Genomic DNA, 20455 nt, shown 5'->3' on the forward strand with positions numbered 1-20455 from the left:
GGTGCCCTCCCGGCCGGCGGCGATTCAGCGCTGCTCAACGGGCGTGAGCTTCCACTCCAGTTGGTTAAGCTGCGCGTCGCGGTTCGGGTCGAAACCATCCTGCTGCGAATACAGGCGATCACCCCCCGGGGTGGTCCAGCGGAAGCGGTAGTCGGAGGAGTCCTGTTCGACCTCCCGGGTGTAGGGGTTGACGTATTTTTCCTGTCCGGTGAGCAGCAGGTAGTTGTCCTCGCTGATACGCTCTTGCATGGCGCTGCGATGCGCGAAGATCTCCTGGTCGATACGCTCCAAAGAGCGGAACAGCGCGGCGGCCGCCTGGCCGCGTTCGCCGGCCGCCCGGACATAGGCGGCGACCCATTGCGGATTGAATTTGAGCGACTGGCGTACGATGTCCAGAACGGGCTTCCACTGGGTTTCCTGCGCGGCCGGGGCGCGCATATGGAAGGTGAATTGGTTGGACCAGATCCCGGCCGCTGCCCGCCAGTCGCCCAGCGCCGTCAGGGCCGCCTCGCGGTAGCGGTTGCCGCCCTCGGTGTATTCGATGACGAGGGCGCCCGCGGTGAAGGTCATCGGCGGCTTGCCGAGTTGCGCCATCTGGGCGTTGACGCCCTGGGAGAGCTTGGTGCAAAGGTCCGCGACCATGGGTAGATCGATGCGCTCGATGACCCGCACGTCCGTGGCCTTGGGACGGACGAGTTTGAAACCCTCCATCAGGTATTGCTCGACGGTGGGCATGGGCTTGACCAAGGCACCGTTGTAGGTACGGCCGGGCGGAAAGAGTTGTGCCAGGCTGGCAAATTCGGCCGCCCGCGACCAGTCCACGAAGTTGTAGCTGGGCGCCCAGCGCACCATGACGGTCCCGGCCGTGTCGCGCTTGACGCTGAAGTCACACTTGGTTTCGATGGCGTTCAGCGCCCCGCCCGCCTGGGTCGGATCGACCGAGAAGAGGCCGCCCTCGATCAGCCAGCCCTGTGGGACCAGGACGCTGAACGCGTTTTGCCTGGGTTCGGCCTGGCGGCGCATGACCAGGGGTCCGGGCGCTGCCGGGGGCTGGGCAGATGACGGACGGGAGGAGGCTGCGGGCGGGGGCGCGGTCAGCGCGGGCCTGTCGCCGTTGTCCGCCTCACCCTGCATCGGGAGTCCCTGCGTGCTGTCGTCCGTCTGGTCCGTCGCTTGCGCGGCGGTGGCAGGCGTCGCCGCCTCCTGCGACTGCGCCCAGCCGGACGGCCGCCCGGTGTCGGCGCCGGCCCGGGATGCGGCCTGGACCGCACTGTCCCGCGGGGGCTGAGCGCCGGTCGGGGTGAGGGTCGTGGTGGTGTGTGAACTGTTCTGGCTGGAGACCTCCTGTTGCTGGTCTGCCTGGGTGGCAATCCCCTGCACGGAGACGCTGCGGGTCGACTCGTCGGAGACGAAGATCCCGGTCTGGACATCAATCTTGACCCTGGCCTTCTCCGCCATCTCAATGTTGCGCAGCGTGAGGGCGACTCCCTGCGCCTCGATGGTCTTCGGCTTGGACAGGCTGTAGGTCGAATTCGCCTCGATCACGGCAACATCGCCGTGGCTGCCCGGCTCGAGTGCGACGAGCTTGCAGTCGTAGCGCACCTTGAGTTCGCCGACCAGCGGCAGGTCCATTCGTACACCTGCTTTCCACGCGTCGCCGACGGCGATCGCAGCCTTGGGCATCAGGGCCTCGAGGCGTCTGAAATTCGACTCAAAGCCCTTGTCGCTCTTCGCGATCCGCATCTCGGCCAGGAGTCCTTGCTGCATCGGCGTGTGCGCCTTGGTATCCAGGTCGGTCCATAATTTGTCCAAACCCGAAACCTCCACCACGGTGTCGTCGGCGTCGAGCGTGACGAGGACCTCGGCCTTCATCAGGGGTGCGTAGGCGAACTCCATCCCGCTCGTCTGCTGGCCCTGCCGCGTACTGTCGAAGCGGTATTGCTGACCGCTCTCCAGACCCTCGGTCCTGGCCTCGACCAATCGGATCAGGACCTTTTTCTCGTCCTGATCGTTGGGCTCCGGGACTTGCATCCGCCAGACCTCCCGGGAGTCATCCTTGCTCGGGGACTTTTCGCCGCCGGTCTCGGTACTGCCCTGCGACTGCGAGACGGTGGTCATCAGATAGTCCCCGGGCGGGAAGGCCAGCCGTACCTTCATCTTCTCCCCCCCCGCGTCGGCTGCTCCCGCCGCGCACAAGACGAGCGTCGCGTACAACCACTTCTTCATCGCTTTCATACCCATTGCCCTCCTCGCTGAGGTCATCGTTCAGGTGAACAAACCGCCATAGCGTATCAAATACAGGTGCGCTTAGCCTCGGGTGTTCGCACCGCGGGGTGCCTGGCGCTGGTGCACCCATGCGCCGGGCGGCTTGTGTCCGCGCCGCTCATAGTCTAGGGTTTGCTCAGGTTCAACCGTCCGATGGAGTGCGGCCATGCGCCCGGTGCAGACACCCGTTTCCCTGTGCTCGATTCCGGCGCTGTTGGCGGCGCTGCTCGTCCAGCCCGCGCTGGCGGTGGCCGATGCGGGTGCGCGCGCGGCGCCGCGTCCGGACCCTGGGGCTGGGGTGGCCGCGTCGGTGCCGGTGCCGGTGCCGGCGGCGAGCGCCGCAGCCGGGGTTGCGCCGCCGGCATTGATGCTGGCCGAGGTCTACCGGCCCGGCATTGACGTGGCCGACTATTGGGTCAGCGAGAAGCTCGACGGGGTGCGCGCCTATTGGGACGGGGCGCGGCTCATCAGCCGCGGGGGGCATGAGATCCGGGCGCCCGCCTGGTTTACGGCCGGCTTTCCGCCCGAGCCCCTGGACGGCGAGCTATGGCTGGGGCGGGGGCGTTTCGAGGCCCTGTCGGGGACGGTGCGGCGGCTGGTGCCGGTGGATGCGGCTTGGCGGGAGGTCCGCTATCTGGTGTTCGACCTGCCGGGGTCGCAGGCGGCCTTCGGGGCACGTCTCGTCCGGCTGCGGGACCTCGTCGCGGCGGCGGGCAACCCCGGGCTCGGGGGCCTGGAGCAGGTGCGCCTCCCGGACCAGGCGGCATTGATGGCGATGCTCGACGTGGTGGCCCGGGCCGGCGGCGAGGGGCTGATGCTGCATCGTGATGCGTCTGTGTACCGCGGGGCGCGCTCGCCGGACTTGCTGAAGCTCAAGCCCTATCAGGACGCGGAGGCCCGCGTCATCGGCCAGGTCGCGGGTAAGGGCCGGTTCCTGGGGATGCTGGGTGCGCTGGAGGTGCAGGACGAGGATGGCCGGCGCTTCCGTATCGGCACCGGCTTTACCGACGTGGTGCGACGGGACCCACCGCCGCTGGGGAGCCTGGTGACCTTCAAGTACCGGGGGCGGACCGCCGACGGCATCCCGCGCTTCGTGAGCTTCCTGCGGGTCGATCCGGAGCCCCCGGACCCCCTGCCCGAACGCTAGTACCCGGTTTCAGCTTATCTTGTGTATCGACCCCAACGGGGTCGAACATACCAGCCCAGGGCAGCGCCCTGGGTATGGGGTATCGCAGAGCTTAGCCCTGAAAGGGCGTGACATAACGGCGTGGCTCCTTATGTCACGCCCTTTCAGGGCTAGGCCGACTAAACAACGCTACCCCAGGGCGTTGCCCTGGGCTGGTATATCGCGCCCCTTCGGGGCTTGAGCAGGCGCAAGAATAGCTGGAGCGGGGTACTTAGCGCCAGGCTTCAAAAGCGGAACAGGTCCGTCATGGTCACTTGGACCTCGACCCCCGCCAGGGTCGCTGCGATGGCACCCTCGGCGACCGAGCGGGACTGCCGATAGCGGCGCGCGAAGCGGTCCGGGTCCTGGTACTCGTGGATGCTCTTGTGCTGCACGTCCACGATCCAGTACAGCGGCACCCCGGCCCGGGCGTATTTGGGCAGTTTGGTCTTGCGGTCATAATTCAGGGTCGAGTCCGAAACCTCGATCAGCAGCAACACGTCCTCCGCGCTCGGGTGGCCGGTCTGATAGAGGTCGTCGCGCGGTTTGAGCACCAGCAGGTCGGGATACAACTCGCTGCGGTGGTCCAGGGCGAGGGGGCCTTGAACATTCAGGAGTGCCCGCTCGCCCAGGGCCTTGGTCAAAACCCGGATGAGGCCGACGGTGCAGCCGCTATGCGTCGGTCCAATCGGTGGCATGTCACGCATCTCCCCATCGATGAGCTCGATCCGGTCGTTCTCGGTCAGGACGCCGGCCGCGAGCATGAGGTGAAATTGCGCGACGTTGATACGGTGAAGCGGGGGCTGGATCTGCTGCACGTCCATGGGGGCCTCGCGCGGTCAGGGTGGGTGGTCAGGCGCTGCTCCGCATTTGAGGCGGTGCCGCGGCGCGACCGGACCGCGCGGGGCGGGCCGGTCGCGCAAGCCCGCCGCGGGCGGCTAGAGCTGCTTGCAGGCGGCGAGCTTGACCTCGCTCTTGGTGGCCCCGGTCTGGGAGCCTTGGGCCTCCAGCTTCTTTACTACGTCCATGCCGTCGACCACCTTGCCGAAGACGACATGCTTGCCGTCCAGGTGCGGTGTGGCGACCACGGTGATGAAGAACTGGGAGCCGTTGGTGTTGGGTCCGGCGTTGGCCATGGAGAGGGTGCCGGGGCCGGTGTGCTTGAGCTTGAAGTTCTCATCGGCGAACTTCTCGCCGTAGATGGACTCCCCGCCACGGCCGTTGCCGAGGGTGAAGTCGCCGCCCTGGATCATGAAGCCGGGGATGACGCGGTGGAAGGTGCTGCCCGCGTAGCTCAGCGGCTTGCCGCTCTTGCCGACGCCCTTCTCGCCGGTGCACAGGGCGCGGAAGTTCTCCGCGGTCTTGGGCACCACGTCGGCGAACAACTCGATGGTGATGGTGCCGGCCGGCTCACCGCCGATGGTCACGTCCAGGGCCACCTTGGGGTTGGTGTCGGCCATGGCGGTCGGGGCGCCGACGGACAGGACGGCGGCGGCGAGCAGGTTGGGGGTCAGATTCATGGTCACTCCTTAAGGATGGGCAGGCGATGTGGGTCGGTTGAAAGAAAAAGGTTGGTGGCTGGTCCGGCCGCCAGGGGCCGGGCCGCGCATGATCAGGCCGCAGCCGCGCCCGATGCAAACTCCGTGTCCGCGCCGGTCAGGTCGGGCGGCGGCGGGAAGCGCTGGATCAGGCGGTCCGGCACCTCGCCGCGCTGCGCCTGATAGATGGCGCCGGACGCCAGCATGACGAGTACCATCAGCGCGATCAACATGGGGGCGATGGCCACCCGTTGCAGGGCGATGAACATCATTGCCTGCATCCCGGGCAGCTTTTGGGTGTGGGCCAGGAGCCAGCCAAGCCCGATCAGACCGGCACCCCCCAGATAGACGGCCAACAGAATCCTGTAACGCCCGCTCGCCAGCCGCCAATGGGCAGCCGGAAACCAGGGACCGGCACGCGTCGCGCGGCGCGCGCGCAGGAAGCTGTAGGCGACGATGGCGAGTGACAGGCCGAGCGGCACCATGACCCCCGGGACCCGGTAGGGGGCGAGGCTGGAGTCCGGCTCCACGAAGCTCCCGCCCAGGAGCGCGATCAGCGTCAGCAGGTTGAAGATCAGGAGGTTGACCATGGTCAGTTCATGGGGTGTCTTGGCCTGGCGGCGGACGGGTTCGGGTATGGGGAAGAACATGGGGTGTGGGTCCTTAAGAATTTCCGGTCGCGTTTTCGTCCGCAAATGAACGCGAATAAACGCAAATAAGACAGTAACTTGTCGTTCGCCAAGGAGGCCTCCCGCCCGGGTTATCAGGCTGCCGACCAACCGGCAAGCAAGCCCCTGAATTTATTTGCGTTCATTTGCGTTCATTTGCGGACAAATCATCTTTATCCGGCCGTCGGCGGTCGGCGCGAGTCCGTGGAGTGTCGCTGCCGTCCGCGCGCTACGGCAGCGCGGCCTGTGCGATCATGTATCCCCGCACACTCGATGCCGACCGGAGTACCCCATGACCCTGCCCGAACTCAGCCCCTCACCCCCGCCCGAACTGACCCCCTATCCCGAGAACAGCCCGGAGGCGATGTTGCGGATCATCACGCTCTTCATCGTGTGCGACGGTGACGTCGCCGAGGGCGAGATGGAGGTCCTGGAGCGGATCGGCGTCCTGGACACCATCGGGGCGGATCGCAACCTCTTCGCCCTGGTGTTCGACGGCTATTGCGACGACCTGATTGCCCATGCCGGCACCGCGCGCTATGTGGGCCTGGCTGACACACAGTGGGTGGACGCGGTGCTGGCCGGCGTCACCGACCCGGGGCTGCGCCGCTACCTGGCGCAGACCCTGCTCCTGGTCGCCCATTCCGACGGTCACTTTGCCGACGTGGAACTCACGGTCTACCGCCAGATGCTCGACCGCTGGGGGTTGGATATCGACCACCTGGTGTAGTGTATTGCGCCTGCCCGAAGTAGCGAGTCTAGAACAATCGTTGTCGTTGTCGTTGTCGTTGTCGTAATCGTAGTCGTAATCGGAGAACCGATGCACTTTGTGGTCCGAGAGAATCCGGGGCGCTACGATAACCTCGACAACGACAACGACAACGAAAATCGCGCTATAGGCAGTCCCTACTGGAGTTGTTTAACTTATCAGTAACCGTTTCTTAAGATTTCTTCCTTTGCGTCTCCGTGTCTTTGTGAGAAATTCTTTTCCGACCCAGGGTGCGACGGCGCCGTACTAGCCTGCGGGCGGCGGCGCCGAAACCCCGCCGGGGCCGCCGACTTGCAGCATCTTGCGGATGGAGACCAGCGCCCGGTCGATGAAGGGGTGTTTGGGGCGCGGAATCACGCGGGCCCGGCCGTCGAGGATCTCGCGCGCCAGGTCCCGCAGGCTCTTGATCTCCGCCTGCATGCCGGAGCGTTCCACAAACATGCAGGTCGAGGTCAAGGGGCTCATCCAGGACAGCTTGATGCGCCGGGGCGCCGCCTCGGGGATGTCGGTGAACTCGAACCAGGTGCCGAAGCGCATCTTGCGCAGACGCTCCACCATTTGCCGCTCCGGTTCCGAGAGGTCCTCGTCGCCGCTGGTGCTGGTCGCGAGCGTGGGCGGGGTGCTGGCGGCGGCGGCCTGCTCGGGGGCCTGGGACGGTGCGAACTGCGGCCGCTCCAGGGCTTGGGATTGCCAGTTCTGGGGCGCGTCCAGGAGGGTGAGCAGGGCATCGACGGTCGCGGTGTTGAAGCCGCCGCCCATGCGCGCGGCGGTGCTGACGATGGCCTCGCGCAGTTTCGGGATGCCGGCCATGCGCGTGCGCAGGGTCTCTGCCGAGGCGCGCCGATCAAAGAGCCCGACCAGTTGCTCGGCGATCCCGATTGCTTGCTTCCAGGCGGTGCCGCGCTCTTGCTGTTCGTCGCGCAGCAGGATGAAGACCAGATTGTCGAGCCAGGTCTTGGAGAGGAAGCCGGCGACCTGAGTGGGCATCGGGAAGAGGCCGACCAGCCCCTCGATTTCGTGTGCGGCGCGCTGTTTGGCCAGGGCCAGTTTCTCGCGGCCGCGGGCGGCCTCCTGGGTGCGCTGTTCCATGGTGTCGCTGCGCCGCTGCTGTTCGGCCATCTTCTCGTCGAAGAAGCGCAGCAATTCGTCGAACAGGCCGACATCCTCGGTAAACTCCTGGAGGACCCGATCGACGATCTGCTGCATGGCGGGGAACATGCCGCGGGCCGGGTTGCCCTCCTCCACCCAGAGGCTGCCGGCCTCCACCATCTGATCAAGCAGGCGCCGCGCCGGGTGGCGGCTGTCCACCAGCAGGCGGCGGTCGATCAGGGCGACCTTGAGATAGGGGGTGTGCAGGTGGCTGAGCAGGGCCTTGGCCACATTGGGCAACACCGGGTCATTGAGCATGTACTCGAACAGCATGCCGATCAGGTCGATCAGGTCCGCATCCATCGGGGAGAGCTTGTCGCGGTCGATGGTGTTCAAGACCTGTTGCCGCTCCAGGCTCAGGGCCTCCTTGACACGGGTGACGAAGGCCGCGTCGACCTCGATGTTGGGGAACTGGGTCGCCTCGGTCACCGCGGTGGAGACCAGTTCGGGCGTGTGGCTGGCCTGTAGGCTGTTGATCGCCGACAACAGTTCGTTGGTCTGGGCCTGGGCCTCCGCGGAACTTGGTCCGCTGCTGCCGACGCCGCCGGTGCCGGGTCTGCCGCGGCGCTGCGTGTGCTTCCTCGACATCAGGTCCAAGATGGAGTCGAATAACTCAGCACCCAGGGCCTGGGGCTCCGCCATATCGCCCCCGGCGGGGCGTTGACCGGCTTCGCCACCCGCCCCACGTTGCCCCTCGACCCCGGTCCGGTCGCGCTCCGTCTTGCGTTCCGGTGCGTCCCGCCGGGCATCCGCGCGCAGGTGCACCGGTTTGAGGTTCGGCAGGATCCCCGCGCCGATCAGGATGCTGTTGTACTCGGCATAGGTCGGACGCGCCTTTTTGAGCAAGAATTTGTCGAACAGGGCGTAGAGGATGATCTTGACCCGGATCTGCACGTCCAGCCCCTCGATGGCGCGCCGAAAGGAGTGCACCAGGTGGTGGGGGCTGGCCGGGATCTCGAAGTCCTTGAGCTTCTTGCCGCCGTTGACGACGCTCAAGCGCTGGCTCAGGGCGTACAGCTCGGGAAAGTAGTTGGCGTTGGCGCGCAGGATGAGATTTTCCGCCGCGACCGATTCCTCCATGTCGTCCGGCTCTACCAGCGACAGTTCCACGCCGTGGCTGCCGGCCGAGTCCGGCAGCGGCTGCGCCGGGTTGCTGGACTTGTCCAGGTTCTCGAACCCGAGATTGATTTCCTGGCGGAAGATATGCTCGATGTCGCTGCGCCGCCGCGTCAGTTGGCCCATGGCCTCAAAGAAGCGGCTTTGGACCGCGTTGCTCTCGGCCCGCTCGGCGAAGTCCAGCAGGGCCGCCCCCGCGTTCTGGAACAGCTCCGTCAACTGGGCGTCGAAAAAGACCAGCACCGTGTCCCGGCATTGGTCCAGGACGGCGTGATATTGCCGTCGGTGCGTGGCGCGGGTAATGGTGTTCTCAAGCATCTTGGCTGCCGGTTGCGGGATCAGTCCTCACCGATCACCCGTTCATCGCGCGGCAGCGACAGAAGTCGTTCCGCCTCGGCCATCTGGCCCGCGAAGATGAGCCGATACGCGGCCGGGCCGGCGTCCGGGTCGGCCGCGCGCAGGGCGCGGACCTGGTCGCGCGCATCCTGGTAGCGCGCGAGGGTCGCGCGGTGCGTCAGGGTGCGGGGCGGCGTGATCTGATAGACGAAATAGGGCATGGCATCCTGATCGACAAGCTGATCCCAGGGGCTAAGGCCGTCGGCACGCGCCGGCGCGCCAAGCGCGCCAGGGACCGTCCGGTCCTGCCCCCGGTCGGGGTCACGGTAGTCATGAAAGCGTGAGTTTATCTTAATCCTGCGCCGGAGCAATCACCGTCCGCGTTGGCGGGCGACGACCCTGGGGCGGTTGCTCATCCATTTCGGTCGGTACGGCCAGCCCGTCCGAGCGGTGCACTGATCCCCATGGTACTTGGTTTCTCGTTTCTCGTTTTTCGTAACGCACTGTTTAATAAGTTTAAACGAAAAATGAAGAACCGAAAACTCAAAACCGTTGCGGATCGTCCGGGCGGTGCCGCCGTGCCCAGCCGACGTGCTCGCGCACCAGTGGGCTCGCATGGTCGGCGCGGGCCGCCAGGGCCGCCGTCACCGCCGGGCCGGGCGGGGCATTGCCCAGCGCGACGGCGAGGTTGCGCAGCCAGCGCTCGTGGCCGATGCGCCGCAGCGCCGAGCCTTGCGTGCGTGCGAGGAAGGTTGCTTCATCCCAGGCGAAGAGTTCCACCAGGGTCGCCGCGGCGAGTCCGTGGCGGGGCAGAAAGGCGGGCTCTGCCGTCAGCCGGGCGAAGCGGTTCCAGGGGCAGACCAGTTGGCAGTCGTCACAGCCGTAGATGTGGTTGCCGAGCAGGGGGCGCAGGGGCTCCGGGATGGGGCCGGGGTGTTCGATGGTGAGATAGGAGATGCAGCGGCGGGCGTCGAGTCGATAGGGCGCGACGATGGCCCCGGTCGGGCAGGCGCGGAGGCATGCCTGGCAGCGACCGCAGTGGTCCCGGGCCTGGGTATCCGGGGGCAGGGCGAGATCCGTGTAGAGCGCCCCCAGGAAAAACCAGGAGCCGGCCCGCCGGTCGATCAGATTGGTGTGCTTGCCGATCCAGCCCAGGCCCGCGTGCTGCGCCAGGGGCTTCTCCAGCACCGGGGCCGAATCCACAAAGGCGCGATGACCGAAGGGGCCGATCGCCGCCGTGATGCGCTCGGCAAGCCGTTGCAGGCGGCGGCGCAGGAGCCGGTGATAGTCGCGGCCCAGGGCATAGCGGGAGATGAGCGCGCCCGTGGGGTCGCGCAGCGCCGCGGCCATGGCCGTGCGGGTCTGCGGCAGATAGTCCATCCGCGCCATGATCACACTGCGGGTACCGGGTACCAACTCGGCGGGGCGGGAGCGGCGGGTGCCGTGGCGGGCCATGTAGTGCATCTCGCCGTGATATCCGGCGCGGAGCCACTCCGCCAGGTGGGCCGCGGCGACGCTCAAGTCAGTCGCGGCGATGCCCAGTTGCTGGAAGCCCAGTTCCTGGCCCCAGGTCTTGATCGCCTGAGCCAGCGCGGCGCCGTCGGGACTGTCCCTGGTGGCTTCCGTCACGCGGGCCCAGGCCAGCGCCCGCGCGCGCTCCCGGAAAGAATATTTGGCCGCAAATGAACGCAAACGAACGCAAATAAAGACATCAACTTACTCGTTGCTGTGCGATGCCGGGAGGTCACCCCGCGGGTGGACCGGCCTGGTTCGACGGGCGTCCGCAAGCCACGGTATTTTTTGCGTTCATTTGCGTTCATTTGCGGCTTAACTGCTCTTCTTTAGGTTGATGCTTGTCCGGGAACTCGCACAGGTCGGCGATGGGGCAGGCGGGGCAGCGGGGGGTGCGCGCCACGCAGACATAGCGCCCGTGCAGGATCAGCCAGTGATGGGCGTCTTTCAGGAATTCCCGGGGGACGTGCCGCAGGAGCTTTTGCTCCACCACCGCCGGGGTCTTGCCCGGGGCGATGCGGGTGCGGTTGCCGACCCGCAGGATGTGGGTGTCGACCGCCATGGTCGGCTCACCGAAGGCGGTGTTCAGCACCACGTTGGCGGTCTTGCGGCCCACCCCGGGCAGGGACTCCAGCGACTGGCGATCCCGCGGCACAGCCCCGCCGTGCGCGCTCACCAACAGCTCACAGGTCTTGATCAGGTGGCGTGCCTTGCTGTTGAAGAGCCCGATGGTGCGGATCTGCGCCTTCAGCCCCTCCTCGCCCAAGTCCAGGATCGCCTGGGGGGTGTTGGCGATGGGAAAGAGCCGGGCGGTGGCCTGGTTGACGCCCTTGTCCGTCGCCTGCGCGGAGAGGATCACGGCGACCAGCAACTCGAAGGGGCTGCGGTACTGAAGCTCTGTGGTCGGGGTCGGATTCGCGGCGCGCAGGCGCTCGAAGATCAGGCGGCGTTTGGCGTCATTCATGGGTGGGGAGGATAGGGTGTCGGGCGCCCCGGGCCAAGCCCGCCGACAGTTCGACAACGGCCTTGCAAAGCGCCCACATCTGGATAAAAATACAGTTATGACCGATCAACTCACCGACCGCCAACGCCTGGTTCTGGACCTGATCGAGCGCCACCTGCGCGTGACCGGGGTGCCCCCGACCCGGGCCGAGATCGCCCGCTCACTGGGGTTTCGCTCCGCCAATGCGGCGGAGGACCACCTGCGCGCCCTGGCCCGGCATGGGGCCATCGAACTCACCCGCGGGCGCTCCCGGGGCATCCGGCTGATTGCGTGCGGGGCCGACGGTGAGTCTGACGAGGGGACCTTGGGGCGCTCCGGTACAGGCGGCGCTGAGGCGGGCCTGCCGGTCATCGGCCGGGTCGCCGCCGGTAGCCCGATCCTGGCCGCGGAGCATGTGGAGGACCGGCACCGGATCAGCCCGGGGCTCTTTCGCCCCCGGGCCGACTACCTGCTGCGGGTACGCGGCAGCAGTATGCGCGACGCGGGCATTCTGGATGGGGACCTGCTCGCCGTACATGCCATTGCAGAGGCGCAGAACGGCCAGATCGTGGTGGCGCGGCTCAATGACGAGGTCACGGTCAAACGCCTGCGCCGCCAGGCCCACTGGGTCTATCGCGTCCAGCTCCTGGCGGAGAACCCCGACTTCCCGCCTATCGCGGTGGACCTGCGCAAACAGGAACTGGTCATTGAGGGCATCGCCGTCGGGGTGCTGCGACTGGGATTGGTCGCGCCGCAACGGCTGTAGTGGTGTCAGACATGTGTCAGGAATGCTTTTCGCGTCGTTGTCGTTGTCGTAATCGTAATCGAGGTTATCGTAGCCCCGGATTCTCTCGCACCCCAAATTGCATCGCTTCTCCGATTACGACAACGACAACGACAACGACGATTTGACACATGTCCATCCAAGAGCTTCTCGCGCGGCGTCCCGACCTCTGGCAGGGTCGGGTGGCGCAGGACCTGGCGCCGGCGGGGGTCCCCACCGGGCACGCCGCCCTGGACCGGGAACTGCCCTGGGGCGGCTGGCCCCCCGGCAGCCTGAGCGAACTGCTCGGGGAGCAGCCCGCGGACGGGTTCGGGCTGGTCCTGCCGGCCCTGGCCCGGCTCAGTGCCCAGTCCCGCTGGCTGCTGCTGGTGGACCCGCCCCTGCAACCCTTTGCCCCGGCCTTGGCCGCCCAGGGTGTCGGCCTGGAGCGCCTGGTGCTGGTGAGCGCCGGGGAGCGGTGCGCCTGGGCCGCCGAGCAGGGCCTGCGCTCTGGGGCCTGTGCGGCGGTGCTGCTGTGGGGCGGGCGCTGGGACGCAACGGCGCTGCGTCGGCTCCAGTTGGCCGCCGCGGCCGGTGAGGCCCTGGCCTTCCTGTTCCGGGACCCGGGGGCCGCCCGCCAGCCCTCGCCCGCCGCCCTGCGTCTGCAGGTGCAGACGGCCCCGACCGGTTACCGGGTGACGGTCCTCAAACAGCGCGGCGGCCGGGCCGGGGCGGTATTGCACCTGCCATTTACCGGGGCCGTGGCGCCTCAAGAAGCAGGCGACGCGCAATTACGCAGCAAGGTCCGAGCAGTCTGAAAATATCAACCGGCCGGCTCGGCCTTCAATTTCAATGCTGTGTGGCCTTCAATCATTCTTGCGGGGGTCGCCGATGCGCTGGCTCGCGCTCTATCTCCCCCAGCTACCCCTTGAGGTCCTGGGGCGGGCCTGTGCCGCGGGGGTGCCGCTCGCCATCAGCACCACCCGCCAGGGCGAGCGCATCCTGCGCTGCGACCCGGCCGCCGCCGCCGCGGGCATTCGCCCGGGGCTGACGGTCGGTGCCGCCCGCGCCCGCTGCGCGGAACTCGTGGTGCGGGTGCTGCGCCCGGGGGCGGAGCGCGAGGCCTTGGCGCGCCTGGCCGCCTGGTCCATCCGCTTCACCCCCGTGGTCAGCCTGGTGCCGCCCCGCTCGCTGCTGCTGGACGTGGCCGCCAGCCTGCGCCTCTTCGGCGGGGCCCAGTCCCTGCTGGATCAGGTGGGGGAGGGCCTGGCCGGGCTCGGCTACGAGGGCCGCCTCGCCCTGGCGCCCACGCCCCTGGGCGCCCTGGTCGTGGCGATCCAGGCCGGGGGCGGGGCGGGCGGGCGCCCGATCATCCCCGACCGTGCGGCCCTGGGCGCCGCCCTCGCCGGCCTGCCCCTGGGCGCCCTGGGCCTGGGCCCGCGGGAGTTGGAGGACCTCACCGCCATGGGCCTACGCCGGGTCGGCGACCTGCTGCGCCTGCCCCGCCAGGGGTTGCGCGAACGCCTGGGGCCACGGCGGGTGGACTGGCTGGAGCGCCTGCTGGGCGAGACCCCGGACCCCCGCCCGCCCTTCGTACCCCCGGCCGCGTACCGCGGCTACCTCGAACTGCCCGCGGCGGTGGAACTGGCGCCGGCCCTGGTCTTCCCTTGTCGGCGCCTGCTCGCGGAGTTGGGCGGCTTCCTGCTCGGACGCCAGGCCGGGGTGGCGCGGCTCGACTGGCGCTTCGGGCATGCGCGGCACCCCGACACCCGGTTGTGCCTGGGCGCCGCCCGACCCCTGGCCGACCCGGAGCGCTGGCTGGAACTCTTGCGCGGGCACCTGGAGCGCCTGGAACTGCCGGCCGCGGTGTGCGGGATCGGCCTCGATGCGACTCAGGTCCAGCCCCTGAGCCCCACCCCTGGGGACCTCTTTGCGCGTCTGTTGCCCCCCGGCCGTACCCCGGACACCGCGCTGCTGGACCGGCTGCGCGCCCGTCTGGGTCCGGACGCGGTGCGTGGCCTTGCCCTGGCGGCCGACCACCGCCCCGAGCACGCCTGGTGTTGGGTCGAGCCCGGCGCGTCCGGCCGCGGCTGTCCCCGTCCGGACCGCCCCCTGTGGCTCCTGCCGCAGCCCCAACCCCTGGTGGTGCGCGACGGCCGCCCCTGGCTGGACGGCGCCCTGGACCTGGGGCAGGAGCGCGAGCGCATCGACACCGGCTGGTGGGATGAGCACGCCGTAGCGCGGGACTACTTCGTCGCCACCAGCCCGCGCGGCGAACGGCTATGGGTCTATCGGGACCTCAGGGGCCGCCGCGACTGGTTTCTACACGGGCGCTTCGGTTGATTGAGCCGGACCTCAGCCGCCCGGCCCGCGCACGAACAACTGATAGAGCGTGAGTACGATCTCGATCAGGATCAGGATCGTGATGTACCACTCAACCCGCGCCGAGCGTTTGGTCTGGAGCAGGTCGAGCAGGGTCGCGGCGGTGTCGTTGATCAGCGTCAGCTTGCGCTCCAGGGCGACCTGGCGCTCACGGACCTCGAATTCGGCCTCCAGGCCGAGGAACAGGCGTTCCAGATCCGGCCGCTCCCAGATCACCTCCGGCTTGTCACCGACCTCGGCGCGCCCCACCAGGCGGTGCTGGATCAGCAGGGTCTCGCCGATATGACGGATCAGGTGACGGGCGCGCCGCGCCCCGCGGCCGTGCCGATGCAGTTCCTCGGCCAAGGGGTCGATGCGGTCGAAGGCGCGTGCCACCTGCGCCTCCTGGTCCGCCAGCAGCACGCTCTTGCCCAGCACGTCCGCCACCACCTGCAGGCGCGCCGCGTCGGAGTCGCAGAGTACCAGCCGGTCGCGTTCCATCAGGTCGCCGCGGGTGCTGTCGATGACGATCTCGAGCGTCTCGGTCTCGGGGGTGGCCAGGGGTTCGCGCACGCAGGGTGCCAGCAGTTGCAGGAATGACGCCTCCGCGCCGGGGGCCACGTCGAACAGTACCGCCGCCCCGTAGCGCATCAGTACCGCCCGCCCCCCGCCGCTGACCCGCACCACCAGCGGATTCATGGCCAGCGGCTCCACATGGGTGAGACTGCGCAGGTCCAGACGGCGGCCCAACAGCAAGGCATGGGCCTTGAGGGTCGGCGCCTCCGGTGCGATGGCGATGACGGCGCTCGTTGATGGCATTCTGGTTTCTCCGTGGCTGGTCTGCGCAGTGTGCCACCGCGGGGCCGCCGCGGCAAAGCGCCCGCGGGGCCCGCTGAACCGGCTGGGGACGCGGCCGCCTGGCGCAGGTATCTGCTTAAGGCTGCGCCCACTGGACGGATCAGCCGAGAGGGTCTCGGCGCCAAAATGCAGGCGCAGGTTTGACCGTGAAGGTCGCGCAGCGACGCTGTGGGAGCGGCTTCAGCCGCGACGAGGCCTCGCATCGCGGCTGAAGCCGCTTCCACGGGGGGCTCTTATCGTCCGGGGTGACTGAGGTTCCTTCCATGGCCGTTAGCCGGACGATGGCGCCGAACGCGCAGGCGCAATTCCAGCAGATCGTCTCGGCGCCAGAGTAGGAGACCGCCGTCATTGACCCGGGGCCATGACCGGAAAATCGAACCAGGTGTTCGGGAAGGGTTCGGCCTTGAGGGTGAAATGCCACCACTCCTCGGGCAGGCCGCGGAAGCCGTGCCGCTCCATCGCCTGGGCGAGCAGGGCGCGGTTGCGCTGGGCCTCGCTGGGCACGGCCGGGCTGTCCGGGTGCGAGAGTGGGTCCATACAGTCGAAGCCGGTGCCGAAGTCCAGCGGGCTGTCCGGGAAGCGCTCGGCGAAGGGCGCCGTGCAGGCGACCGCCGGCCCGTCAGCCCGCGCGTCCACCTGGGACGGCGACGCAGCGGCGGGCTCCAGGGCCAGGTCCACCGTACTGCCGCGGGAGTGGCCGGAGCGCTTCGCGACATAGCCCAGGCGGAAGAAGTCCGTCTTGGCGATGTTGGGGTAGAACTCCGCCTTCATCCGCTGGTCCTCGAGATCCCGGCTCCAGCGTACGAACTGCGCCACCGCCCGCGTGGGGCGGTAGCAGTCGAAGACCTTGACCCGCAGGCCGGCGGCGGCAAGGTCCTCGTGCACCGCCTTCACTGCCGCGGCGGCCTCCCGGGTGAGGATACACTCCGGGGCCTGATAGCCGTCGATCGGGCGGCCGATGAAATTGTGGCTGCCGTAGTAGCGCATGTCCTGCGCGATAGCGGGCGCGACCTCCCGCAGATAGACAAAGCCGTCCGGGAGCCCTGCCGCCCACACGGCCGCCGACGGCAGCGACAGCAGGCCGGCGAGACAGGCGACGGTGATCGCAGTCCAAGCCTTGCGCGGCATCCGTTGTTGTTCGTACCCGTTGCGGTAGATGATTGCGATCATCGTAGCACCTTGTATCGGGAATTCCGGGGACAGCTTGCTCAATCGCGGGCGGCTTTACGCTGAATTAAGGATACTGTCCCCGGAACTCTGAGGGCGGATTTGCGCTGAATTCAGTATACTGTCCCTGGGTCTTGCGCTAAGCCGACTGCTGAGATTTTATTGCCAACCGACGTGGTGCCCGATCAACAACCTTGCGTACCGATGACCGCTCTCTTTCCTTAAGGGCTTTGCAGATTGCCCCGGTATTATTGCCGTATCGCGCAGCCAATGCCAGGCCATGGTTCCGGACCTCATCGACAATAGCGTCATTCTTCATCAGCGTTACCTCCGAGTTCCTCGGGCGAGCAGAGAACAGGACATACCCAGCCATCGGCTTCGACGACCCGGGCAATCAGTGCCTTTGTCTCGGCGTTGTTGATGTGCTTAAAGTTCCAAGTGAGAAGGTATTCGATCCCCTGCGTGGCTGCGATCACAATATGCAGGGCGTCCCATACGCTGTTGTCTGGAACAGCTCTTGCTGCCATAAGTGCGTCGGCAAGCGACTGCGCTATTGGTTGCGGACCGCTCTCAGGCGGCCTTTCTCGTGTCCAGCAGCGCCGGTAACAACCCGGCTTCACGCGCTTCCAGGACAACCATTTCAACCAGATTGCCGCTCACGTCGAATGACAGGTTGATATTCCAACCCTGTGACGTTTCTTTGACGATGGGCGCATCTGACAGACGGATTTCAAGGATGTCATCATCGGCGTAATAGATGGCTTTCATCTTCATTCCCCTGACGTGAAATGGTGCATGACGGTCTTTACGATCATGGCGTCAGACAACAGGGCGGCCACGCACAGCAGATTGTCGGCGCGGTCCGGGTAGCCCTTGAACAGCCACAGGTGGCGGTCATCTTTGTACTTGACTTGCCCGGTTTCTATGATGTCGAGAATCCGCGCCTCGTCGATGTCTCGTTCGACCATGCGCTTATTGGCATGGTCGGTCAGTCGGATCGCGCATCCGAACCGCTCACTGTTCATGACTGCCCGGATCCCCCTGCCGGCGGGCCTTGATCATCGTCCCGGCCGCCACCCAGGCGTCCCACACAGGAGGTCGAGGCTTTAGCCGGATCAGGGCCGCGAAGACGCGATGTCGACCGGCTAAAGCCTCGACCTCCTGTCTCCTTGCGGCCGGAACGACGATCAATGCCTGCCGACGTTAGCACGTTGTCGCGCCGCTCCCCTGTAATGATTTCGCGCAAACGTTCGCACGCTTGCCCTACAATTGTTGTTCGCGGCTTACGCTGTTCGACAGCAGGACCAACACGCGATACGGGCGGGCGGCTAACCCCTACCCGACGGGGATTTTCACCCCGCAAGAGACGGCGAGTCTTGCTCGGCGCGACAACCTACCAGTCAGGCCGCAAGTTCGATGTAGCCGACCGCGCTGGTTGGCTCCGGGATAGGTATCCCATCCTCACGAAGTCCATCAATGTGAAAAACGATGGCTTCTCGAATCTCTGCCCGGACTTCCTCAACCGTGGCACCGGTTGCGACACATCCTGGAAGATCCGGAACATAAGCCGAATAATTTCCTTCGGCTTTCTCGATTACTACGGCATATTGCATCGTAAGCCTCAGCGCTCCAGTCCAGCCTGCTTGAGTATACTGGCCTGCGTGCCGGGGGCCAAGTCATCGCTCGGCTTTCCAGGCACAGTCACCCGACCTTTCTTCGCCGGGTGCTTATACTGCCGATGGCTGCCCCGGGCACTGGTTCAGTTTAATTCCTGTTTACAAGACATTGAAATATATGTAATATATCTAGTTCGGCGCGGGTTTCCGTCACTTTTTGAATAAGTGAGAACTTCTTGAACGGACAATGGACATGCCCTCATTGCAATTCACAGAATTGTCGGCATCACAAGACGTATCAAACCGGTCATAACGGTACGCGTTTGCTGTGGCGATGTCAAAGTTGCAATAGGCTCTTTTCCGAGACCAAAGCCACCCTTATCGAGGGGCTCAGGAAACCGACCAGCTTCATCATTCAAGTGCTCAAAACGCGCACTGAGGGGATCGGCTTGAACGCCGCCTGCCGGGCCTTCGCGATTGCGAAGAATACGTTGCTCCTATGGGAGCGTCGCCTGGCCGATTGCAAGGATGTGCTGGTCATATATGCCCTGACGCACACCTTTATTGAGCAACTGATCGAAGGTGATGAGCTTTATACGAAAGTGAATAGGAATGTCCCCCCGGAGGATTGTGAAGGCTGGACGATCGTACTGATGGAAAGGGCAAGTCGATTTATCTGGGCGCTTCAGTGCGGGAAAAAGGATCGCAGCCTATTTTCATATGCCATACAAATACTTAGAGATGTCATCCTGCGTACTGGCGATGTCACTCTAGTCACCGACGGGGAACGTCGGTATGGCAATCTCCTGTTTGAAATTTGCCACGAAGTATTGCGAACCGGAAAACGCGGCCGCCCACCGAAAGTGCTTCGTCGCGGTGTGAAGGTGCGCCTTAAGAATAAAGGGAAAGGAACTGATAGAACGGGGCACTCGCGTCCCAAATACGAAACCCCTCATCCGGAGCATCCAGAAACCGATCAAGATGTGACGCCAGCCGATATTCATGCTAATCATTTGGAAGCATCGAACGCTTCATTTCGGCGAAAGAATTCTGCTTATCGCCGCCGAACGAATACGTACGCGAAGAGCATTTCTGGTTTGCAAAGAACATTGGATATGTTGTGGATTGTCCATAACTTTATTCGCAGCCACTTCACGACAAAACAGGTTCCTGCGGTGGCTCTGGGGATTCTCCAGCAGGGACTCTCGTGGGATGAGGTCCTTAGAGTTCGACAGCCCAGGTTATAAAAATACTACAAAAACATAAGGATAAGGAAGAACCAAACTGAACCAGTGCCTGCCCCGTTGGGCCGCGACAATTCAACCATCGTCGGCAAGCAATCGGAGAATATCGGAAACCGTCATTGGTACTCACAAATTAAAGGGCTTTGACCCCTTTTCCCTTCCTTCTCCCTAATCGAGGCTGCCCTCAGGCTGAGTCAAGCATGCCGTCCCCGGAACTCCCCCAAGGATCGCCGCCGGGTCTGAATCACAGGGAAATTGTATCACAGGTAACTGGTGCGTCAAGTAAATTGTTAATACAAAATGGTCCGCTGCTGGTTGCTCTCTCGGCAACGCCAGACCCGGGCGGGCCGCGGGTCAAGGCGCCCCTTTATGGCACCGGGACCGTTACTTACTGCAAGGGCACGAAAGTAACGACCGGATTGCCGAGGGTCAGCACCGCCGCGCCCTGGCCCTGGGCCGTGGTGTAGTGGACATGGACCCGTTGCAGGGCCGGGAAGCCGATGAAGAGCCCCAGGGCGGCGGAGTTGAGCATCTTGGGGAAGACGCAGTTGAAGCGGTAGTTGGCCCCCATGCCGGCCTCGCCGTCGCGTTCGCGCGGGTCGGCGTCGACCTTGGCCTCTTCGAGCAGGCAACTCGCCTGGGGGTTGAAACGCACCAGGGCCTCGCCGTGTTTGAGGTTTTCGCCGGCGACCTTCAGGTCCTGCTGTTGCGCCGCGGTGCCCGGGGTCCCGGCGAAGCCGACCAGGGTCTCGGCGGCGGCGGACAGTTCGACTTGCACGGCCGCGCCCTCGGCGCGGATGCGCAGTTCCGCGGTGCCCACCGGCGGGACGGCGCCCGCGGCCAGCAGCGGTGTGCTGAGGCCCAGGGCCCAGGCGAGGCGGCGCAGTCGTGCGGCGGTGTGGGTTGGCTGTGGCATGGTGTCGGTCCTGTTCTGATGGTGACTTGT

The 20455-nt window shown here is 66.0% G+C and carries 21 protein-coding genes and 1 pseudogene; 6 read left to right on the forward strand and 16 right to left on the reverse strand.

Annotated elements, in window-relative coordinates; all coding sequences use genetic code 11:
• Positions 1–24: 24 nt before the first annotated feature.
• On the reverse strand, positions 25–2241 hold the full coding sequence (locus tag THSYN_RS07360; RefSeq protein ID WP_157817514.1) for a DUF6263 family protein: 2217 nt from the start codon (positions 2239–2241) through the stop codon (positions 25–27).
• A 190-nt stretch (positions 2242–2431) separates the two neighbouring features.
• Between THSYN_RS07360 and THSYN_RS07365 the strand changes: the two genes are divergently transcribed.
• Positions 2432–3412, forward strand: a complete 981-nt coding sequence (locus THSYN_RS07365) for a DNA ligase (protein WP_100918566.1) — start codon at positions 2432–2434, stop codon at positions 3410–3412.
• A 263-nt stretch (positions 3413–3675) separates the two neighbouring features.
• Here THSYN_RS07365 and THSYN_RS07370 read toward each other — a convergent pair whose 3' ends face one another.
• The 3 genes from THSYN_RS07370 to THSYN_RS07380 all read right to left on the reverse strand — a co-directional run bounded on the left by THSYN_RS07370 (position 3676) and on the right by THSYN_RS07380 (position 5618).
• On the reverse strand, positions 3676–4254 hold the full coding sequence (locus THSYN_RS07370; protein WP_100918567.1) for a Uma2 family endonuclease: 579 nt from the start codon (positions 4252–4254) through the stop codon (positions 3676–3678).
• A gap of 114 nt (positions 4255–4368) precedes the next feature.
• The gene (locus THSYN_RS07375; protein ID WP_100918568.1) at positions 4369–4950 is read right to left on the reverse strand and encodes a peptidylprolyl isomerase; all 582 of its coding nucleotides are present in this window, start codon (positions 4948–4950) and stop codon (positions 4369–4371) included.
• 92 nt (positions 4951–5042) lie between these two features.
• Positions 5043–5618 (reverse strand): hypothetical protein, encoded by a 576-nt coding sequence (locus THSYN_RS07380; RefSeq protein WP_100918569.1) that lies wholly within the window; start codon positions 5616–5618, stop codon positions 5043–5045.
• A gap of 310 nt (positions 5619–5928) precedes the next feature.
• Between THSYN_RS07380 and THSYN_RS07385 the strand changes: the two genes are divergently transcribed.
• Positions 5929–6366 (forward strand): hypothetical protein, encoded by a 438-nt coding sequence (locus THSYN_RS07385; RefSeq protein WP_100918570.1) that lies wholly within the window; start codon positions 5929–5931, stop codon positions 6364–6366.
• A 285-nt stretch (positions 6367–6651) separates the two neighbouring features.
• On the opposite strand, the gene THSYN_RS07390 is transcribed toward THSYN_RS07385, so the two are convergent.
• The 4 genes from THSYN_RS07390 to nth all read right to left on the reverse strand — a co-directional run bounded on the left by THSYN_RS07390 (position 6652) and on the right by nth (position 11482).
• Positions 6652–8988, reverse strand: coding sequence for a DUF1631 domain-containing protein (locus tag THSYN_RS07390; RefSeq protein WP_100918571.1), 2337 nt, complete (start codon positions 8986–8988; stop codon positions 6652–6654).
• Between the two features lie 20 nt (positions 8989–9008).
• On the reverse strand, positions 9009–9227 hold the full coding sequence (locus THSYN_RS07395; protein ID WP_100918572.1) for a hypothetical protein: 219 nt from the start codon (positions 9225–9227) through the stop codon (positions 9009–9011).
• Positions 9228–9549: 322 nt separating this feature from the next.
• Positions 9550–10635 (reverse strand): tRNA epoxyqueuosine(34) reductase QueG, encoded by a 1086-nt coding sequence (queG, locus tag THSYN_RS07400; RefSeq protein ID WP_100922333.1) that lies wholly within the window; start codon positions 10633–10635, stop codon positions 9550–9552.
• 187 nt (positions 10636–10822) lie between these two features.
• Entirely contained in the window at positions 10823–11482 is a 660-nt protein-coding gene (gene nth, locus THSYN_RS07405) for an endonuclease III (RefSeq protein ID WP_100918573.1), read from the reverse strand.
• Between the two features lie 97 nt (positions 11483–11579).
• On the opposite strand from nth, the gene lexA reads away from it, so the two are divergent.
• From lexA to THSYN_RS07420, 3 genes are all read left to right on the forward strand, one after another.
• Complete coding sequence (gene lexA / locus THSYN_RS07410) at positions 11580–12266, forward strand: transcriptional repressor LexA (protein WP_100918574.1); 687 nt, start codon at positions 11580–11582, stop codon at positions 12264–12266.
• A gap of 149 nt (positions 12267–12415) precedes the next feature.
• Positions 12416–13081, forward strand: a complete 666-nt coding sequence (imuA, locus tag THSYN_RS07415; RefSeq protein WP_100918575.1) for a translesion DNA synthesis-associated protein ImuA — start codon at positions 12416–12418, stop codon at positions 13079–13081.
• A gap of 73 nt (positions 13082–13154) precedes the next feature.
• Positions 13155–14606, forward strand: a complete 1452-nt coding sequence (locus THSYN_RS07420) for a Y-family DNA polymerase (protein WP_100918576.1) — start codon at positions 13155–13157, stop codon at positions 14604–14606.
• A 12-nt stretch (positions 14607–14618) separates the two neighbouring features.
• On the opposite strand, the gene THSYN_RS07425 is transcribed toward THSYN_RS07420, so the two are convergent.
• From THSYN_RS07425 to THSYN_RS07455, 7 genes and pseudogenes are all read right to left on the reverse strand, one after another.
• Positions 14619–15443, reverse strand: a complete 825-nt coding sequence (locus THSYN_RS07425; RefSeq protein WP_100918577.1) for an RMD1 family protein — start codon at positions 15441–15443, stop codon at positions 14619–14621.
• A gap of 384 nt (positions 15444–15827) precedes the next feature.
• Positions 15828–16652 (reverse strand): M15 family metallopeptidase, encoded by an 825-nt coding sequence (locus THSYN_RS07430; protein ID WP_236848813.1) that lies wholly within the window; start codon positions 16650–16652, stop codon positions 15828–15830.
• 305 nt (positions 16653–16957) lie between these two features.
• Complete coding sequence (locus THSYN_RS33520) at positions 16958–17176, reverse strand: PIN domain-containing protein (protein WP_157817515.1); 219 nt, start codon at positions 17174–17176, stop codon at positions 16958–16960.
• A gap of 43 nt (positions 17177–17219) precedes the next feature.
• Positions 17220–17417, reverse strand: coding sequence for a DUF2283 domain-containing protein (locus tag THSYN_RS07440; RefSeq protein WP_100918578.1), 198 nt, complete (start codon positions 17415–17417; stop codon positions 17220–17222).
• 2 nt (positions 17418–17419) lie between these two features.
• Positions 17420–17674 carry a DUF4258 domain-containing protein gene (locus THSYN_RS07445; protein WP_100918579.1) on the reverse strand — a complete coding sequence of 85 codons (255 nt, stop codon included), beginning with the start codon at positions 17672–17674 and terminating at the stop codon, positions 17420–17422.
• Positions 17675–18049: 375 nt separating this feature from the next.
• On the reverse strand, positions 18050–18262 hold the full coding sequence (locus THSYN_RS07450; protein ID WP_100918580.1) for a type II toxin-antitoxin system HicB family antitoxin: 213 nt from the start codon (positions 18260–18262) through the stop codon (positions 18050–18052).
• An 8-nt stretch (positions 18263–18270) separates the two neighbouring features.
• Positions 18271–18399: pseudogene (locus THSYN_RS07455) on the reverse strand (type II toxin-antitoxin system HicA family toxin); the annotation flags it as partial.
• Positions 18400–18501: 102 nt separating this feature from the next.
• Between THSYN_RS07455 and THSYN_RS07460 the strand changes: the two are divergent.
• A complete protein-coding gene (locus THSYN_RS07460; protein ID WP_100917404.1) occupies positions 18502–19512 on the forward strand; it encodes an IS1 family transposase in 1011 nt (336 codons plus the stop codon).
• 385 nt (positions 19513–19897) lie between these two features.
• Here THSYN_RS07460 and THSYN_RS07465 read toward each other — a convergent pair whose 3' ends face one another.
• A complete protein-coding gene (locus THSYN_RS07465; protein WP_100918581.1) occupies positions 19898–20425 on the reverse strand; it encodes a ZrgA family zinc uptake protein in 528 nt (175 codons plus the stop codon).
• Positions 20426–20455: the final 30 nt, after the last annotated feature.

The sequence above is a fragment of the Candidatus Thiodictyon syntrophicum genome, from assembly GCF_002813775.1.
In the GTDB taxonomy this organism is placed as follows: domain Bacteria; phylum Pseudomonadota; class Gammaproteobacteria; order Chromatiales; family Chromatiaceae; genus Thiodictyon; species Thiodictyon syntrophicum.

Coding starts and splice junctions, on each gene's coding strand:
- THSYN_RS07370 (WP_100918567.1), bottom strand. CDS start 4,254: ATGGACGTGCAGCAGATCCAGCCCCCGCTTCACCGTATCAACGTCGCG.
- THSYN_RS33520 (WP_157817515.1), bottom strand. CDS start 17,176: ATGGCAGCAAGAGCTGTTCCAGACAACAGCGTATGGGACGCCCTGCAT.
- THSYN_RS07375 (WP_100918568.1), bottom strand. CDS start 4,950: ATGAATCTGACCCCCAACCTGCTCGCCGCCGCCGTCCTGTCCGTCGGC.
- THSYN_RS07440 (WP_100918578.1), bottom strand. CDS start 17,417: ATGAAAGCCATCTATTACGCCGATGATGACATCCTTGAAATCCGTCTG.
- THSYN_RS07445 (WP_100918579.1), bottom strand. CDS start 17,674: ATGAACAGTGAGCGGTTCGGATGCGCGATCCGACTGACCGACCATGCC.
- THSYN_RS07360 (WP_157817514.1), bottom strand. CDS start 2,241: ATGGGTATGAAAGCGATGAAGAAGTGGTTGTACGCGACGCTCGTCTTG.
- THSYN_RS07385 (WP_100918570.1), top strand. CDS start 5,929: ATGACCCTGCCCGAACTCAGCCCCTCACCCCCGCCCGAACTGACCCCC.
- THSYN_RS07365 (WP_100918566.1), top strand. CDS start 2,432: ATGCGCCCGGTGCAGACACCCGTTTCCCTGTGCTCGATTCCGGCGCTG.
- THSYN_RS07450 (WP_100918580.1), bottom strand. CDS start 18,262: ATGCAATATGCCGTAGTAATCGAGAAAGCCGAAGGAAATTATTCGGCT.
- THSYN_RS07465 (WP_100918581.1), bottom strand. CDS start 20,425: ATGCCACAGCCAACCCACACCGCCGCACGACTGCGCCGCCTCGCCTGG.
- lexA (WP_100918574.1), top strand. CDS start 11,580: ATGACCGATCAACTCACCGACCGCCAACGCCTGGTTCTGGACCTGATC.
- nth (WP_100918573.1), bottom strand. CDS start 11,482: ATGAATGACGCCAAACGCCGCCTGATCTTCGAGCGCCTGCGCGCCGCG.
- THSYN_RS07380 (WP_100918569.1), bottom strand. CDS start 5,618: ATGTTCTTCCCCATACCCGAACCCGTCCGCCGCCAGGCCAAGACACCC.
- THSYN_RS07420 (WP_100918576.1), top strand. CDS start 13,155: ATGCGCTGGCTCGCGCTCTATCTCCCCCAGCTACCCCTTGAGGTCCTG.
- THSYN_RS07395 (WP_100918572.1), bottom strand. CDS start 9,227: ATGCCCTATTTCGTCTATCAGATCACGCCGCCCCGCACCCTGACGCAC.
- THSYN_RS07390 (WP_100918571.1), bottom strand. CDS start 8,988: ATGCTTGAGAACACCATTACCCGCGCCACGCACCGACGGCAATATCAC.
- THSYN_RS07430 (WP_236848813.1), bottom strand. CDS start 16,652: ATGATCGCAATCATCTACCGCAACGGGTACGAACAACAACGGATGCCG.
- imuA (WP_100918575.1), top strand. CDS start 12,416: ATGTCCATCCAAGAGCTTCTCGCGCGGCGTCCCGACCTCTGGCAGGGT.
- THSYN_RS07425 (WP_100918577.1), bottom strand. CDS start 15,443: ATGCCATCAACGAGCGCCGTCATCGCCATCGCACCGGAGGCGCCGACC.